A 15,724-nucleotide genomic window follows, 5' to 3' on the forward strand; every position below is an offset into this window, starting at 1 on the left:
AAAAAGCACCTCGCCCATGGGCAAAGCACTCTTTACTTCGGATATTTCGTATGAACCCAGCTGAATCTGACTAACGTTCCCTCATTCGGCTCCGAAAACAATTCCACACGATTATCCAGTCGGGCACTGATCTCACGAACCAGATATAACCCCATCCCTGTGGATTCGTGGTATTGCCTGCCCCGTTCGCCTGTAAAATAGGGATTAAACACGCGATGAATGTCCTCGGACGAGATGCCGATTCCCTCATCCTGAATGTCCAGGATTGTACGATCTTCCTGCTTATAGCCAGTAATGATCACTTTTTTGCCTGATTTGCTATCGGAATAGTTCACGGCATTGGTTAAAATCTGGGTGAACATGAACCGCAGCCACTTGGAATCACTGTATATCTGAAGGTCGCCCTCCATCCGGATATCCGGTGTAATGCCTCTGCGAATAAATAAACGTCGGTTCTCGGCTATACTGCTCCGAAGTACTTCTTGCAAAGACAACAACTCCACACGAAAATCCCCTTCGAACTGTTCAAGCCGTGATGAATGCAAGACCATTTCAAGTCCTTTGCGCAGCTTATCCAGCTCATCCTGAATACTGCCAGCCGTCTCATCGTCCACATCCTCCAAGGTCAGTTGAATGATGGACAACGGTGTCTTCATCTGATGAACCCAGCGATTCATGAATACCACCTGCTGTTCCTTGCTCGTACGTAACTGACCCATCTCATTCTGCCGATTACGCTCCAGTTCATGTAACAATTCCTGGATGGCTTCCGCCACGACCGAATTTCCAAGGGCTTGGAAAGGCTCGTTTACCCGTTTACGTGGTTGTTGAAGTAGACGATAACACGCTCGCAACTGGAAGTAACGTATGACCAGATAGATCATCAGCACCACCGTACTAATCAGCATGCCATAGAAGACAATTTTCATTGGGCGATCCTCACCAGAAAGCCAATACACACACGGAACCAGCAGCATCTGCAGCACATAAAATCCGACTAACATCTGGTGGTCTTTCAGAAAAAGTCTCATATCCCTTTCCCCTGTGCGGATGAACCCAGATCCAACACGCGATAACCCGCTCCGCGAACCGTCTCCAAAATCTCTTCCGCACCCAGCTCCTTCAACTTCCGACGAACACGTGTAATATAGACATTTAACGTATTGTCGTCAATAAAATGCTGATCTTCCCACATCTGTTCAAGCAATTTGTCCCGGCTGACAACCCGCCCTGCCTTCGCCATTAGTGCTTCCACCAATATGGCTTCCTTTTGTGTTAGCTCTGTAGAACGTTCATCATATTCCAGTACAAATCGCTCAGGATAGAGGATCATGGGACCATTCTTCACCTTCACTTCCTGCTGGACAGCAGCGTAAGAACCATAGGCTCTGCGCAGCTGACTGCGGACTTTGGCAAGAACGACTTCATATTGAAAAGGTTTTGTAATATAATCATCCGCTCCATGTTCCAACGCCATAATCTGATCCATACCATTGTCACGAGCGGATATGAATAAAATAGGACATATGGAATGTGTGCGTATCTGTCTGCACCAATAATATCCATCATATTGAGGCAAGTTCACATCCATCAGCACAAGATCCGGTTCCATTTTCACAAATTCATCCAGTACAAGACGAAAATCTTCTGTGATCTGTACCTGAAATCCATTTCGGGTCAGATAAGCCGCCAGCAAGCCCGCAAGCTTGGCATCATCTTCAACCAACAATATCGACTGCATCGTTAACCCTCTTTCCGTTTCCTGACGTCAGTGTATCACATCTAGTTACCCATTTTAGTCGGAAACAGCTTGGAAATAAAGGGTCAGACCACGAGGCGTCCTCTCTTCTCTGCCAAACCAATGATAGCTTCAACCCCTGAGTTAAACTCAAGAAAGTCCTGCTCGACCCCATCACTGAAAATAACACCATCCTCTGGCATCTGGGATACAATGTGCAATGGTTGCTTCGAATGGATCTGTCCGAAGACCAGGTTGGCCGCTGTCGTCCGGCTTGGGAACGGTTCACGTACTGAAAAATATAAGTACGGCGCATCCCAGTTAAAATGATTCAGCTCCTGCCTGCTTCCATAAATGGATGCGGATGCTGTAGCGACCTCAGCTTCGGAATTCATGTTCTGCCATGCTTCTGATCCTACAATTCCGGTAGCTCCGGCCAGCACACTTTTGAACCAGCCCGTTGATCCCATGCCTGTGGATACAATGATACCACTGGAGGATTGTTGTTCTGCGGATGTACCCAGACGCACTTCATAACGAGCCGATACATGCGTCTTCCGACCAATGAACAGATCGTTCACACCATATAGATACTGCCCATCATTGAGTTCCACTTTGGCGAGGGTGACTTCTTTCAAGGATCGTTGTTTTCGAATGACATCCGGGACAATGAAGCTGAGATCCTCCACGGTAAAAGGTAATAATACCCCGTCCCAGCGCATCGGGTCCGGGTTCACACCAATGAGCGGCTGCTCGGTTACGTATTTGAGGGTGTTGGCTACAAGCCCATCCTGTCCAACCACAACCACGATATCCTGCTCTCCAAAGATAAAATTGGGCACATGTTCTCGATCAATCGTCTGGACCCGTCCCAATTGACCCAGTTGCTGCTGTGCCTGCTGTACGGATAACCGATAACGACGGTCTTCCTCCATATAATCACTGAAATCTGCGCCCAGACGTTCAATATAGAACTGAGCTTGCTGCACCGTGTTATATCGAACCACCAACTCTTCCAGTCGGGTACGACGCTTAACGAGAATGAGCTTGTGTTCACTCATTCGATCGTCCGGCGTAGCCTGATGACGTACTGATTTCCCTGCTTGCTCTGTCTGCTCTCTTCTTCCTAATCTCATCGCCCTCTACCTCCCTGATCTCTGCCCGGCGCGGGAGACATCAACCCCTGCAACAGATCTGGCGAGATATTAAGCTGTCCGATCTTGCCTGCATTTTCAGCCAGTTCCTGGAATGCAAGTGCAATCAGCTTATCGGAATTCATGCCCATGTTTGCCATCGCTTGCAGTACATTGGGCTGTACATGTTGCAACGAATTCATCACGGCAGCGATCTCATATGCTTTGGCATCGGCTTCCGCATTGTGATTGGCAATGGTTAACTCAATCAGTTGCTGCTTACGTTCCTCCATCGCTGTATTGAACTGAAGCTGCTCCTGCTCCATCTCATTTTGTTTCTGTTTCACCGAGCGTTCTGCCTGCAATTGGGTCTCACGAATTTGCTGTTTCTTTGTCTCTACGGCAATTTCGGTGTTCAGTTCGTTCTCTTTAACTCGTCTTTCCTGTTCAATGGAAGCATTGCGACGTACATAGAGCGCTTCATCAGCCTGACGCAAAATCTCTTCCCGCGCTTGTGCTTCCAATGCACGCATCGTCTCTTTGTTAGGCAGAATGGCCAGGATGGATAGACTCATCAGCTCAACGCCCAGTTTCTCCAACTCTTCACTTTGAACTACTTCGCGTTTCATGCTGCTCGCCAGCCGTTCACTGGATTGAATGGCCTCCTTCAGCGGCATTTGCTCCAGATGTTTCTTGGTTAATACTTTCGCTGTGGTGATCACCCGTTGGTCCAGCTTGCCGGGGTCGTCGGAAATATACCGATTTTTGCGCAAATTGTACGTGTAATTCAGGCTCTGTGTTATTTTCAAATAATCCACTATGCGATAGCTTAGCTGCCCTTGCACAGTAACGGTCTGATAGTCAGCCGTAATCTCTTCGAACATGAACGGTACATCTACCGAGGACACGGGTAGAACGACTACGGATGTGGTTGGCTCATAATAATAGAAGGATAATCCCACACCTTGACGCTGTACCTCACCATTTTTCACCTTCATTACATATTCACTGGGTTGAAACTTCGCAAATCGAAATCCAAACATGGCTCATTCCCCATTTCTTAATATTGTCGTTTTGATATTATCGAAATGATAACAAATGAAATTGATATTGTCAATACGACATTAACAAAATGTTTAGATGCCTATTTAAAGAAAGCGGGTCCGTTCTATATAAGTTGAACTAAAGATTATTTACACTGACACTCCGATGACAGAATAACCTTCTAATCGCTGTTATTCCCAGATTTTTTTCTAAAGGGAAAATCCGGTGATAGCATATGCTTCCGATGTAGCTTTCTTTCAGAAAGCTTTTAGGCGAACGCTTCGCTTTTTCAGTTTTTTCTGTCCTCTCCGTTATCGTGTAAATCAATAGTTAAACTTATATAATCTCTTTTCACAAAAAAATAAAGAGACCGAATCCTATGATCCGATCTCTTTAGCTACTTCGTTATTTTCTATTCATGAGTGTTGATAATGCCATCAAGCATCACCCTTCATAATCAAAAGCGGGCTTTTTGAACTACCTCTAATACAGTTGTTCCATCAGCCTGGCGACTGCAACAGCTCCCTGTGCACGGTTCGCTGTTTCTTTCGGAGCAAACGTGCCATCAGGCATGCCATTTAGCAGTCCAAGTTGTTGCATCGAAGTTACAGCTTCTTTCGCATATCCGGCGATCTCGGCGTTGTCTACAAACACCGTATTTCCTTGTGCAGCATTGTTCGCATCCTGATCACGTTGTAAAACCTGCAGCGCTCGATTCAGCATAACAGCCATATCTTCTCGTGAAATACGTTCATTGGCTCCAAAGCTTCCATCTGCTCGGCCTTGAATAATGTTCATTTCAATTCCGAGTCGTACTGAATCGGCATACCACTGCCCTTCCTTCACATCTGTTGGGAATGCGATAGATGGATCGAGCTGACGTGTATCACCAATACCTTTAATAATCATTTGCAAAAATTGTGCTCTGGTCAGTTCACCTTGCGGGGCGAAACGAGTTGTGCTCATCCCCGCAATAATTCCCTTACCGTAGAGGTTCTGCACTTCTTGGAGAGCCCAGTTGTAATTTTGCAGATCATGTAATGGTACTTCAACTTCTGTAATGACATAACTGCCGGATTCCAGCGGTTTGAACGCCATCGTCTTCGTTTTGTCATCGTACTTGGAGTACGTAACAGGTTTCATTTCCCCACTTGAAGATATGGAATGTACGACCATAACCACATCATTCTTCTTAGGTTGCTCCACACTGGATAGCACAACTTCAACTGCTCTGTTTGTCCATGGCAATGGCTTATTGTTCATTAACAAATTCACATCAACAATCGTATGATGACCGATCGCTGCTTTTTGAGATGTGGACAGTGTATCTGTTGATCCTTTTGCCACTACTATGTCGAACGTTCCCTCAGTCTCCGTAATGGTTAGCGGGAGTGATTCTAGAGGAACACGAACGGTAGTCGGTCCTACGACTACATCCAAAGATTGCACTTTCTCGGAACGAACCCATGCTGCCAGTTGACTTGCAGCCAATTGGAATGTGACTGTCTTGGCTGTGTCAGGCACATCTGCAATCAGTTTCAACGTACGATTTCCTGCATCCATGGATTGCAGTGCCTGAGTTAATAGGGATACATCTGGACGAATCGAATACTTGTCATCCCCGGTTGCTGTTCCTTTTACCGTTATCAGACCATTAACTGGCGGATTACCAGGTTCAACTGGTGGTGTTACAGCCGGATTCCCCGTTGAAGGAGCTGTTCCCGGGTTGGAAGGTTGTGAAGGTACACTTGGTTCTGATGGCTGGCCAGGGCCAGGTGTTACATCTTGACGCACAAGCTTACTCATAGCATCTTGTAACGATTGATCCGCATTGCTTACATCTTGCGTTGAAGATTCAACATCCAGAATGAATGCCTTCGCTTCAGAAAGTGCCTTACTAAATACATTCCAGCTTGATGTGGTGTATTCGGTTTGTTTTAATTTCTCAGCGGCATCTACCGTAGCTTGCAGTGCAGATTTGTCCGCCGGGAACGTACCGTATGCTTCAAAATCCATAAACCCTACCCATTCTGGACCTTCTGTAATCGTTACAAGAATATAACGCGCTTCTGTATTGTTCGAGAACACGTGTCTTGGCGCTGTTGAAACGACAACGTCGCTCGTGGTATCGACCACTTTCACAAAATTTTTGTTATCATTAGACACTTCGATCTTATATTTGATTCCGCCACTCCACATCGACATTTCGATCTTGCGCAGGTTTGCGACTTGTCCCAAATCCACTTGCCACCAGCTACCTTTACTCTGGTCTGTTCCCCATGAACTATTGGGATTGCTGTCAATTGCACCTTCTGGGGAGTTGGGTTGATTGTCCCCTGTACCTGCACTTGTTGAAGCCGTCGCCGTCTTACCTGTAGTTAATGCTTGCAACTGAACGAGACTCTGATTCGCTTGTTGCAGTACTTCATGCGCTTGATTTACCTCAGCTTGTACTGCATTTTGATTATCTCTCACTGTGATAGCATGCTCTAATGCATCCATTAGTGTTTGCCAGCTACGATGAGTATATGAAGATTCATTTTGCTGTTGCGTCTCACCAATAAGCAGAGCCAATTTTGTTTTATCTACATCGGATAATCCGTTTATCGCATCCTGCAACCGTTTCTCTGCAGCATTCACTTCAGTCTGGGTTGCTCTAGGATCTGTCATAACCTTATCTGCATTAGCAAGAGCCTTGGCAAAAATATCCCAAGTTAAGGCTGACCAATCCGACTCCTTGTAAGTCTGAGCATCAGTCAGCTTAGATTGGAGGGAATCCCTCTTCGCAGGGATCACGTTCATTTGCAACATAACTTGTTCAAGCGCAGCTGTTGCATAATTGGTGTCCGATTGCGTCACTCCAGTTGATGTATACGCTTGGTTGTACACATCCTGCGCTGCCTTAATCGCAGGAGCAAGTGAGTTCCAGCTCGTTTCTTCAAAATCCGGAGCTACCAAACCTTCGGCACGTGTAATTGCAGCCGCTAAATGCTGACGATCCGCAGGTACATTTTCTAGCCCCCGCTTGTAAACATCCAGTGATGGCAAGGCACGTCCTTCGTAGGAGTATCCACCATTCCCAGGAAATTCATCATAATCGAACATCGCATGATTCTCCCAAGCATCGCCTTCGGAAGCAATCCAGCCCACATTCGCCGCTATCCATGCAGGCTCCCAATAGAAGAACCCGGCTCCACGGTTGGCAGGTACGTCAGCAATCATATCCATTATGCCAGCGATTGCATCATATTGACCTTGAACTGTTGCAGGGAATGTTGCTCCCCCAACATGTAGCGCTTCATCCGATCCAATGATATTGCCATGAGCATCCCCATTTTTATAGGAAAATGGATAGGAAGTCTCGGCAATAATCACGTCTTTTTCGAACTTCTCCGATACTTCATTCATCGTCTTTTGCACATCGGCAAATGTGCCATGCCAGAACGGATAATAGGAAAGTCCGATGATATCATAATCAAGCCCACGACTCTCTAGTTCACTAAAGTAATCCTTAAACATTTGTGCTTTACCACCCTCAGCCAGATGGATCATAATCTGAACATGCTGGTCCTCTTCTTGGAGGGCACGCACAGCATCAACACCTCGTTGTAACAATTCATAATTTTCCTGAGGGTTTACCCTGCTGTTGAATCCATTCAGTACACCACTGTTAATCTCGTTACCGATCTGCACCATATCAGGCATGGCGCCCCTTGCTTTCATTTCACTCACAACTTCAAACGTATAATCATATACAGCTTGTTTCAATTGATCGAAAGTATAATTTTCCCAAGCTTTAGGACGAAGTTGCTGTCCCGGATGAGCCCACTCGTCTGAATAATGGAAATCAAGCAGCACTTTCATTCCTTTTGCTTTCACCCGTGCGGCTAGCTCAATTACATCTTTCTTATCGTTATAGCCCCCTGATTTCTGCGGATCATTCCACAGACGAAGACGTACATAATTGACACCGCGATCCTTGAGAATATCAAGCAAATCACGCTCTGTACCGTTGCTGTCCACGTATTTGCCACCTTTGCCCTCAATGGCAGTCAACGTGGAAATATCGACACCTCTCACATAGTCTGCACGGTATCCCTCAACGATCACTTTGGCTTTAAGCTGAGGCTCTGGAGGCGCACCATATACAACTCCTGTTACCGTAAATTCGCCTGCAGAGGCGTATTCCATAGGATCGATATGATCCCATGCCACAGGTACCATTCCCGATTTTCCATTCTGGAACTGTGCTTTTACCTCGTTGGGCAGAATTGGTGCACTTCTGGTCACCGTTCTCACTTCGATTTCATCATATCCTTTAATATTGGCTGGTTCAGTTCCTTCTGCTTCTCCCCACACTTTGAACTCCAATATTTCTGGCCAGACTCCCTCACCCTTGTAAAAGGAGATGTTCAATCTGATGTATCGCACATCATTCTGCTCAAACGTCAGATCAGCGATCTGTTTAGGATCGGCATTTTCACCTTGATCAACAACTTTGGTCCATGCCTGCTGGTCAGCAGAGGTTTCTACCATATATTTCACAACCGTGTTTTCTCTCCATGTTATTTCCGCTCCGGACAGATTGTAGTCTTCACCCAGATCAATCATGACCCACTGTGGTTGTTCCGTTGTCACTCCCGCCGTAGCAGTCCAATGCGTGTCACTTTTACCATCAACCAAATGGTCTTTGTTACTTCCCCATTCCTTATATTCCGAACTTACCGTAACCGCCTTGTTAAGTGCCACGTTGACTTTTGCATCTTCTGCAGCCGCTGGACGAACCATCAACCCCAGATCACAGAACAGCATTAGTAATACCAGACACCCGCTTATGTACCTTTTGTTCACTCTTGATCTCCCCCTTTTTGTGTTTGATTGTGCATGGATCAATGAATGTTATGAATCTTCCTCATTGTAAGCGCTTAATAGTGATAGGGGACACGGCATAATCCAAAGGAAACAGCAGTTATTTTAACAATATGATCCTGTGACAGTTACATTTGAGCTATATCGATCACGCTATTTTGCAAGAGAAAGCAAAAAAATCTGTCCGTCCACCCTAAGGCAGAACAGAACAGATTTTTAAGTATATGATCATTGTTACACTTATTTGGAAAGTTTCAATTCAAGTTGTACCTGGATATCGTTTTCAGTCGAGAGCACCACGGAGTGTGGATTTTCCATTCCGAAATCTTCGAACGTTACCATGGATGTTGCCGACAACAATACTTCGTTATTCTCATAAGCGGCTTTTGCATCGAATGTCACTTCTTTTTCAATACCTTTAACCGTAATGGTACCATTCATTTTGATATCAACCGTTTGACCGACAGGCCATTCCGCAGGCACACCTTCAAATGAAGTCGCTGTAAATGTTGCTTGTGGATACGTAGCAATATCGAAGAAGTCGGCTTGCTTCACGTGACCGTCCCGTTGTCCATTTCCGGAATCAATTCCGTCCATCTCGATCTGTCCTTCTGCTTTCATCTGAGCAGCATCGTCTACATTAATTGTCCAATTGCCTGTTACCTGCTCGTCCACAAAGTTAACGGTCTCCTGTGAAGTGGTTACGGAGAAGTATACTTTGGACCCTTCACTGATGCTCCAGTCTCCATTCAACTGCTCTGCTGTCGCTGTTTCATTAGCAACAACCGCTCCTGTGCTATCAACTGCTGTTGTGGAAGTCGCTGTGCTTGCAGGCAGTACCTGTTCGATCTCAACGTTGTTCCCCAAGTAACTATTAGTGAGATAGTAACCACCGCCACCGATTACGGCAACCGCCGCCACACCTGTAATAAGCCATGCTTTCGCTTTCTTGTTCATCTGTATGTTTCCTCCAGTATATTATTGTTTAGATTGCTTGTTGATATGGATATTACCAGTCGAATGTGTCAGGAAGAAGTCAAGAAAAGACAAGTCCCTCATTTTTTTGTAATCCGTAATACAGGATTGGCTTTATGCTCTTGCTCATGTAAAATCAGTACAAGCTTATGAAATGAAAGGAGATCGCTTTTCTTGAAATCCATACTCATCGTCGAGGATGAGCAAGCTATTGCACGCGTACTGGCTGCTTATCTGAGAAAAGCAGAATTTGAAGTTCATCATGCAGCAGATGGACCGACTGCACTTACCCTTTTTGATTCCGTAACGCCTTCCCTTGTATTACTCGATGTAATGCTGCCAGGAATGGACGGTTGGGATCTGCTGCGGATTATTCGTGAAAAAAGTGCTTGTCCCGTGATCATGCTAACCGCACTGGATGACATTTCAGACCGTCTCAACGGCTTGAATGCCGGTGCTGACGATTATATGAGCAAACCTTTTGTACCAGAAGAAGTCGTCGCCAGAGTTAATGCTGTGCTGCGCCGTAATCCACATTGGACCTCAGGTGGTGAAGAGAAGCGTTCCTTTGGTAATCTCGTCATTGATCTTGCTGCCAAGCAGGTGCTGTTGAACGGTGCAGAGGTTGCACTCACACCTCGTGACCTGTCGCTACTGTTATTCCTGTCCGATTATCCGAACCGTACTTTCACCAGGGATCATCTTATTGAACAGGTATGGGGAATGGATTATGACGGCAGTGACCGTGCTGTGGATCTATCGATTAAACGACTTCGTCAAGCACTCTCCCACTGGTTACCCGAAACAGGAGAAATTCGGACGTTGCGAGGAATGGGGTATCAATTTTGGATCGCCAACTGAAACAGAAGAAACCCAAACGATCGATATCTATTCTGTCACACTGGACACTGCGATATTTTCTAATTTTGTGCATCGGTTTCACCATTATTGTGGCAGGGGCGCTCTACTGGATTCGAACAACCTCAATTGAGAAAAGCCTCAAAACCGCAGAACTGCTTGGACTGGAGATTGCAGATCGAGTGACCAGTGAAAATAATGTGCTTCAGGTTCCACCCGATTTGGACAGAATGGTAACCAAGCGAGAGAAACTATTCAATACAGATCATTATTTTTGTGTCATGATCTTGGACAACAATAATCAATTGATCTTTTCCCAGCCTAAAATGGAGCAAAAAGATGTGCATTATCGACTGTCAGACGACTATCGTGAACCGCGCAATAACAAATATGCAGGTGTAACGGTCAACATATCCGAAGGTGATCAAACCATGGGTAAAGTGTGGGTCATGCAGTCGAAACAATCCATTACATTTGGTCCAGAGACCATATGGCTCGTTGCTCTAATCCTCGGAGGACTCATTCTCTGTGGATGGTTTACGATCTATCTCCTGTCCAGTAAGTTATCCAGACCTATTCGTCAGGTTGCCTATGCCGCTGAGCAGATTCGAGGTGGTAATTATGATGTGAGTCTTGATTTGAATACACGAGAGCGTGAGATCAACGAACTTGTAAACTCATTCCGCGATATGGCCACTCGTTTGCAACAACTCGAAGAATGGCGCACAATTTCGCTGGCAGGGGTAAGCCATGAACTCAAGACACCGGTAACTTCCATTAAGGGACTCGTTATGGCAGTACGTGACGATGTCGTGAGTCCACAGGAAGGAAAAGAATTTTTGGATATCGCTTTGAAGGAATCCGAACGTATGGAGCGGATGGTGGCAGATCTGCTTGACTATAACGCAATGGCTGCAGGAAGTGTTGCTGTTCGCAAGGAACGAACGGATCTGAAGCTATTGGTCGGTGAGATCATCTATCAGTGGAAGATTGCGTACGAGGATAAAATGCCAGAGGTTCAGCTGCACTCCCCTCCAGTTACGTTCTTTACGATGGGAGATGCTCTCCGCATTCAGCAGATCATTGTCAATTTGCTCAATAATGCACTTCATGCCACAGCTCCTGAACAAAAGGCTGTCTTCGATATTTATCTACGCGCAGAAAAACAGATGCTGTACGTTGACGTCAAGGACAACGGCACAGGCATCCCGGCAGAAGATCAACCCAAAATCTTCGAACGGTTCTATCGTGGAGAACTCAAAAAACGTCGTAACCGCGGCCTGGGACTAGGATTAACATATAGTCGCTTACTCGCTCAGGAACAGGGCGGTGAACTGACACTTGTCTCCAGCAGCCCGGAAGGGAGCATGTTCAGATTAAGCCTGCCACGCTGGACTGCAACGCAAGAAGCCATCACTACAGAAAAGGCATACGGAGCAGCCGTTAAAGTGTAACGCACCACGCTAACATGCCAATTAGCCCAGGACTCCATTCAGGAGACTGGGCTAATTCATCGTTGTTCCTTTCTTCTTTATCCAAAAAGAAAAGCACTCAACACTCTAATACACGTGGCCTGTATTCATCGTAAGCATCCGAGACCAATTGCTTATGAAGTGCACTGCTGGCAATTATCGCTTTCCGCTTTGCTTTCAGAACAATCTGCTCGACATCTGCATAACTGCACCCTGCCAAGCGTTCACATATGTAATCTTCCAGCTGGCTTTCCTGTTCAAATGCCCCCACCAACTTGGTGATATACAATCTGCGACTTGTATCATCAGGCATACCATAGGTCATCTTGGTATCAAAACGCCGCCATATGGCGTGATCCAGTTGGGTTTCCAGATTCGTCGCAGCCACCAGAATACTGTCCCCATCGAATTCGTCCAGACATTGCAACAATGTATTGACGACACGAGCCATCTCTTTCACTTCATCATTACTCTCACGTGTACGGCCTATGGCATCAAATTCATCCAGAAATAACACACAGGGATTCATTCGTGCATATTCGAATAACTTCCGCACGTTACTCCCTGTCTCCCCAAGGTGGCTATGAATGATTGCATCTAATCTCACGAGTACCAATGGTAAATCAAGGCGCTCAGCCAGATGCGATGCCGTTAATGTTTTTCCCGTGCCCGGAGGCCCAAACATGACCATTTTGTTGGGGATCGATACATCATGCTCTCTGAACTTCTCTTTCATGGCTAGAATGGTGATGAATTCATTAATGATCCGTTCATTTTCAGCGGAAAATACAATATGCTGGGCTTTGCGCCTACACTCTTTCGGCGTGTAAAAAGCCGCCATATCGATCCCTTTCGCGCGTGGAATCCGATTCATATGATTTATTTTGCTCATGTATACACATGCTCCTTCATTTACGGTTTTAATTTTAATCGTAATTATTACTATTAAATAATAGCACATTACTGCCTTTTTGCAAATATAACCACAGCACGTCCACTATTTTGCCACAGAAGGGGGGCATTTGGTTGCAAGCATCAAGAAAATTTGCTATTCTAAGTATGCATCGTTGTGTATAACGCAAAAAAAGCCCTCTAAATTTCATGAGAGCAACAAATTTTTCCAGATTCGCAAGCGGCAACTTGCTATATCCGGATTCTTTATACCAACGAATGTAATCCAATCAAAGTGAGGTTAACAATCATGGCAAAAGACGTATTGTGTGAAGTTAATTCCTGTCGTCACTGGGCTCAAGAAAACAAATGTAACGCTTCTTCGATCTACATCGTGAGCCACACTTCCAAAGATGAAGTTCGTCAGTCTGCTGAAACAGACTGCAAAACTTTCGAAGTGAAATAAGAAATTGCATATGATCCACTTAAAGGAGCCCTTACCGGTTCCTTTTTTCTTTGTCTATTGTAACAAGAATGATAATTATTATCAAGCCCTAATCTGCAAAAATCCCGCTCACCTCTTAAATGCACATTGGACAGATTACCTACGTACACTACGTAAGAAGTTAGTCTGCCTATGAACGATTAGAACCAAGAGGTGAAAAACAATGCCTGTTAAAAGTGGCACACAGTATCTGGAACGGATTAATGCCCAGTCCGTCCCCTGCTGGTACAAAGGTAAGCTTGTTACTGGAAAGCGCTCGGAACATGTCGCATTCTCTGGTTTGATGGAGACTCAGAAGTACATGTATGATCTGCAATCTGATCCTCAATTTGCGGAAACGATGACGTATGCCTCCCCTGCTGATGGCAAACCTGTGGGCATATCCTTCCTGCCTCCGACCAGTGTCGACGACCTCCGTAAACGCCGGGAGGGGATGAATATCTGGGCGAATGTGCATCATGGTTTTCTTGGTCGCTCACCGGATTATATGAATACAGCCATTATGGCCTTTTACACAGGTGCGGATCTCCTGAACGAATTATCTACTCAATATGCAGAAAATCTCAAGAATTATTATGCGTACTGCCGTGACCATGATATCACATTATCCCATGCTTTCATTCAGCCACATGCCAGCAAAATATCGGGTCAAATGGATGCTACTGAGGATGCTATTGCCGCAAAGGTCGTAGATCGCACCGAGGAAGGCCTCATAATTAGCGGTGCATTCATGATGGCTACGCAAGCTGCAACTTCGGATGAGATTTTTGTCTACCCTTCACCTTCTCCTGCTCCCTTTGATGATGAGAATCCATTTGCATTCTCCTTTGCTGTCCCGAATGATCTACCAGGAATCAGTCTGGTTTGCAGGGATACCTATGCAGCCGAGTCTCACGCCAACTATCCCCTGAGTTCCAGATATGAAGAAATGGACAATATCGTCATCTTTGATCAGGTACTTGTTCCTCATGAACGAATATTTTTTGCAGGAAGTGAGGAGATGTCCTCCCGTCTCTTCAGTGGCAGTCATTTTCATATTCACGCCGGTCATCAGGTATTATGTCGTTATATTGCAAAGACGGAATTTGTTCTCGGTACACTCCAGCTTCTCACGGATACCCTGGATCTGAATACGGAAGCACATGTAATAGAAAAAACAGCACGTGTACTCGCGGGTCTTGAATCGTTAAAAGCGTTGGCCTTGGCCGCGGAAGCAGGTGCCATCCCCGATGGACGGGGATTTGTATTACCTGCACCCAAACCATTGATGGCAGCCAATCTCCTTTTTCCGAAACTCTATCCTGAGATGATTGAAATATTGCAACTCTTGGGTTCAAGCGGGGTGATTATGGTGCCTCAGGAAGAAGAGTTTCAATCCAATATCGCTCCTTCACTCAATATATATCTTAAAGGAAACGATATGGCTTCTCACGAACGCAACGCGCTGTTCCGTCTGATCTGGGAACTCGGGGCGGGATCATTCGGGGGTAGACAGACTCAGTTCGAACGATTCTTTTTTGGCAATACCATTACGGTATCGAGTCGATTGTTCTCGGCCTGCAACAAGGATCAGACGAATCGTCAGCTCGTGCGTAATTTTCTAGCCAACACCAGCAAATAAGAGAACTAACGGATCATTTTTTTATACCAAATGGTCATAGACCGTCATCAGTTCAGAGGCTGGTCTGCTTGCATCCATATCCCGCATTGCAGGCTGGTCTCCGTAACCGATATGAAATACACCGAGCACCTTCTCTTCACTAGTCAAGCCCATCAGATTCATAAAGACAGGATGTTGTTGATAATCATTGATTTTCCAGACGGCGTTCAAACCCTGTTCCGCAGCCAGAATACTAAAGCGTTTGCTCCAGGCTTTAGCGGGTAGAAGATCATCCTCACGGGCATTGGTAGGCGCCACGACAACCAGATGGGCAGGGATCGCTTCCGTGTATTGATATGTAGCCCAGTCGCCGTAGCGATCGGCCAGATGGGGTGGATAGCTCTGTCTGACCGCTTCCAGATAAAGCTGACGTCCTTCGCCTGCGAACAACATAAACCGCCAGGGTTCTGAACTCATTACATATAATGAAGGATCTGCTTCATCAAGCAACTTTCGTATAACCGACTGTGGTACGGGCAACGGACTGAATTCGCAAGCTCCTATACGTCTCTTGCCGCTGCTTATATCCTGACTTAGACCGGTAGACATGGCAATATCCCCTCCTCTATCTGCATGATA

At 45.8% G+C, this 15,724-nt stretch carries 12 protein-coding genes; 4 read left to right on the plus strand and 8 right to left on the minus strand.

The window, feature by feature from the left end; genetic code table 11:
- Positions 1-32 precede the first annotated feature (32 nt).
- From NYE45_RS18040 to NYE45_RS18065, 6 genes are all read right to left on the minus strand, one after another.
- Positions 33-1,031, minus strand: a complete 999-nt coding sequence (locus tag NYE45_RS18040; RefSeq protein WP_340013513.1) for a sensor histidine kinase — start codon at positions 1,029-1,031, stop codon at positions 33-35.
- The gene (locus tag NYE45_RS18045) at positions 1,028-1,741 is read right to left on the minus strand and encodes a response regulator transcription factor (protein ID WP_340013514.1); all 714 of its coding nucleotides are present in this window, start codon (positions 1,739-1,741) and stop codon (positions 1,028-1,030) included. The genes NYE45_RS18040 and NYE45_RS18045 overlap by 4 nt, the downstream gene beginning before the upstream one ends.
- Positions 1,742-1,824: 83 nt before the next feature.
- Positions 1,825-2,799 (minus strand): sugar kinase, encoded by a 975-nt coding sequence (locus NYE45_RS18050; RefSeq protein WP_340017396.1) that lies wholly within the window; start codon positions 2,797-2,799, stop codon positions 1,825-1,827.
- A gap of 71 nt (positions 2,800-2,870) precedes the next feature.
- Positions 2,871-3,914: an SPFH domain-containing protein gene (locus NYE45_RS18055; RefSeq protein ID WP_340013515.1), complete on the minus strand. Its 1,044-nt coding sequence runs from the start codon at positions 3,912-3,914 to the stop codon at positions 2,871-2,873.
- Between the two features lie 484 nt (positions 3,915-4,398).
- Complete coding sequence (locus tag NYE45_RS18060; RefSeq protein WP_340013516.1) at positions 4,399-8,766, minus strand: glycosyl hydrolase 53 family protein; 4,368 nt, start codon at positions 8,764-8,766, stop codon at positions 4,399-4,401.
- Between the two features lie 258 nt (positions 8,767-9,024).
- Positions 9,025-9,741: a YceI family protein gene (locus tag NYE45_RS18065; protein WP_076331452.1), complete on the minus strand. Its 717-nt coding sequence runs from the start codon at positions 9,739-9,741 to the stop codon at positions 9,025-9,027.
- Positions 9,742-9,933: 192 nt separating this feature from the next.
- Between NYE45_RS18065 and NYE45_RS18070 the strand changes: the two genes are divergently transcribed.
- Complete coding sequence (locus NYE45_RS18070; protein ID WP_062835107.1) at positions 9,934-10,620, plus strand: response regulator transcription factor; 687 nt, start codon at positions 9,934-9,936, stop codon at positions 10,618-10,620.
- Positions 10,605-12,071 (plus strand): HAMP domain-containing sensor histidine kinase, encoded by a 1,467-nt coding sequence (locus NYE45_RS18075; RefSeq protein ID WP_340013517.1) that lies wholly within the window; start codon positions 10,605-10,607, stop codon positions 12,069-12,071. The genes NYE45_RS18070 and NYE45_RS18075 overlap by 16 nt, the downstream gene beginning before the upstream one ends.
- A 97-nt stretch (positions 12,072-12,168) precedes the next feature.
- Here the strand turns inward: NYE45_RS18075 and NYE45_RS18080 are convergent, their stop codons facing one another.
- Positions 12,169-12,981, minus strand: a complete 813-nt coding sequence (locus NYE45_RS18080) for an ATP-binding protein (RefSeq protein ID WP_340013518.1) — start codon at positions 12,979-12,981, stop codon at positions 12,169-12,171.
- A gap of 309 nt (positions 12,982-13,290) precedes the next feature.
- Between NYE45_RS18080 and NYE45_RS18085 the strand changes: the two genes are divergently transcribed.
- Together NYE45_RS18085 and NYE45_RS18090 are read left to right on the plus strand one after the other, a co-directional pair.
- Positions 13,291-13,446 (plus strand): DUF1540 domain-containing protein, encoded by a 156-nt coding sequence (locus NYE45_RS18085; protein ID WP_076331448.1) that lies wholly within the window; start codon positions 13,291-13,293, stop codon positions 13,444-13,446.
- 202 nt (positions 13,447-13,648) lie between these two features.
- Positions 13,649-15,106: a 4-hydroxyphenylacetate 3-hydroxylase N-terminal domain-containing protein gene (locus NYE45_RS18090; protein WP_340013519.1), complete on the plus strand. Its 1,458-nt coding sequence runs from the start codon at positions 13,649-13,651 to the stop codon at positions 15,104-15,106.
- A gap of 21 nt (positions 15,107-15,127) precedes the next feature.
- Here NYE45_RS18090 and NYE45_RS18095 read toward each other — a convergent pair whose 3' ends face one another.
- On the minus strand, positions 15,128-15,694 hold the full coding sequence (locus NYE45_RS18095) for a nitroreductase family protein (protein WP_340013520.1): 567 nt from the start codon (positions 15,692-15,694) through the stop codon (positions 15,128-15,130).
- Between the last annotated feature and the right edge of the window lie 30 nt (positions 15,695-15,724).

The sequence above is a fragment of the Paenibacillus sp. FSL K6-1318 genome, from assembly GCF_037976905.1.
GTDB lineage: Bacteria > Bacillota > Bacilli > Paenibacillales > Paenibacillaceae > Paenibacillus > Paenibacillus amylolyticus_A.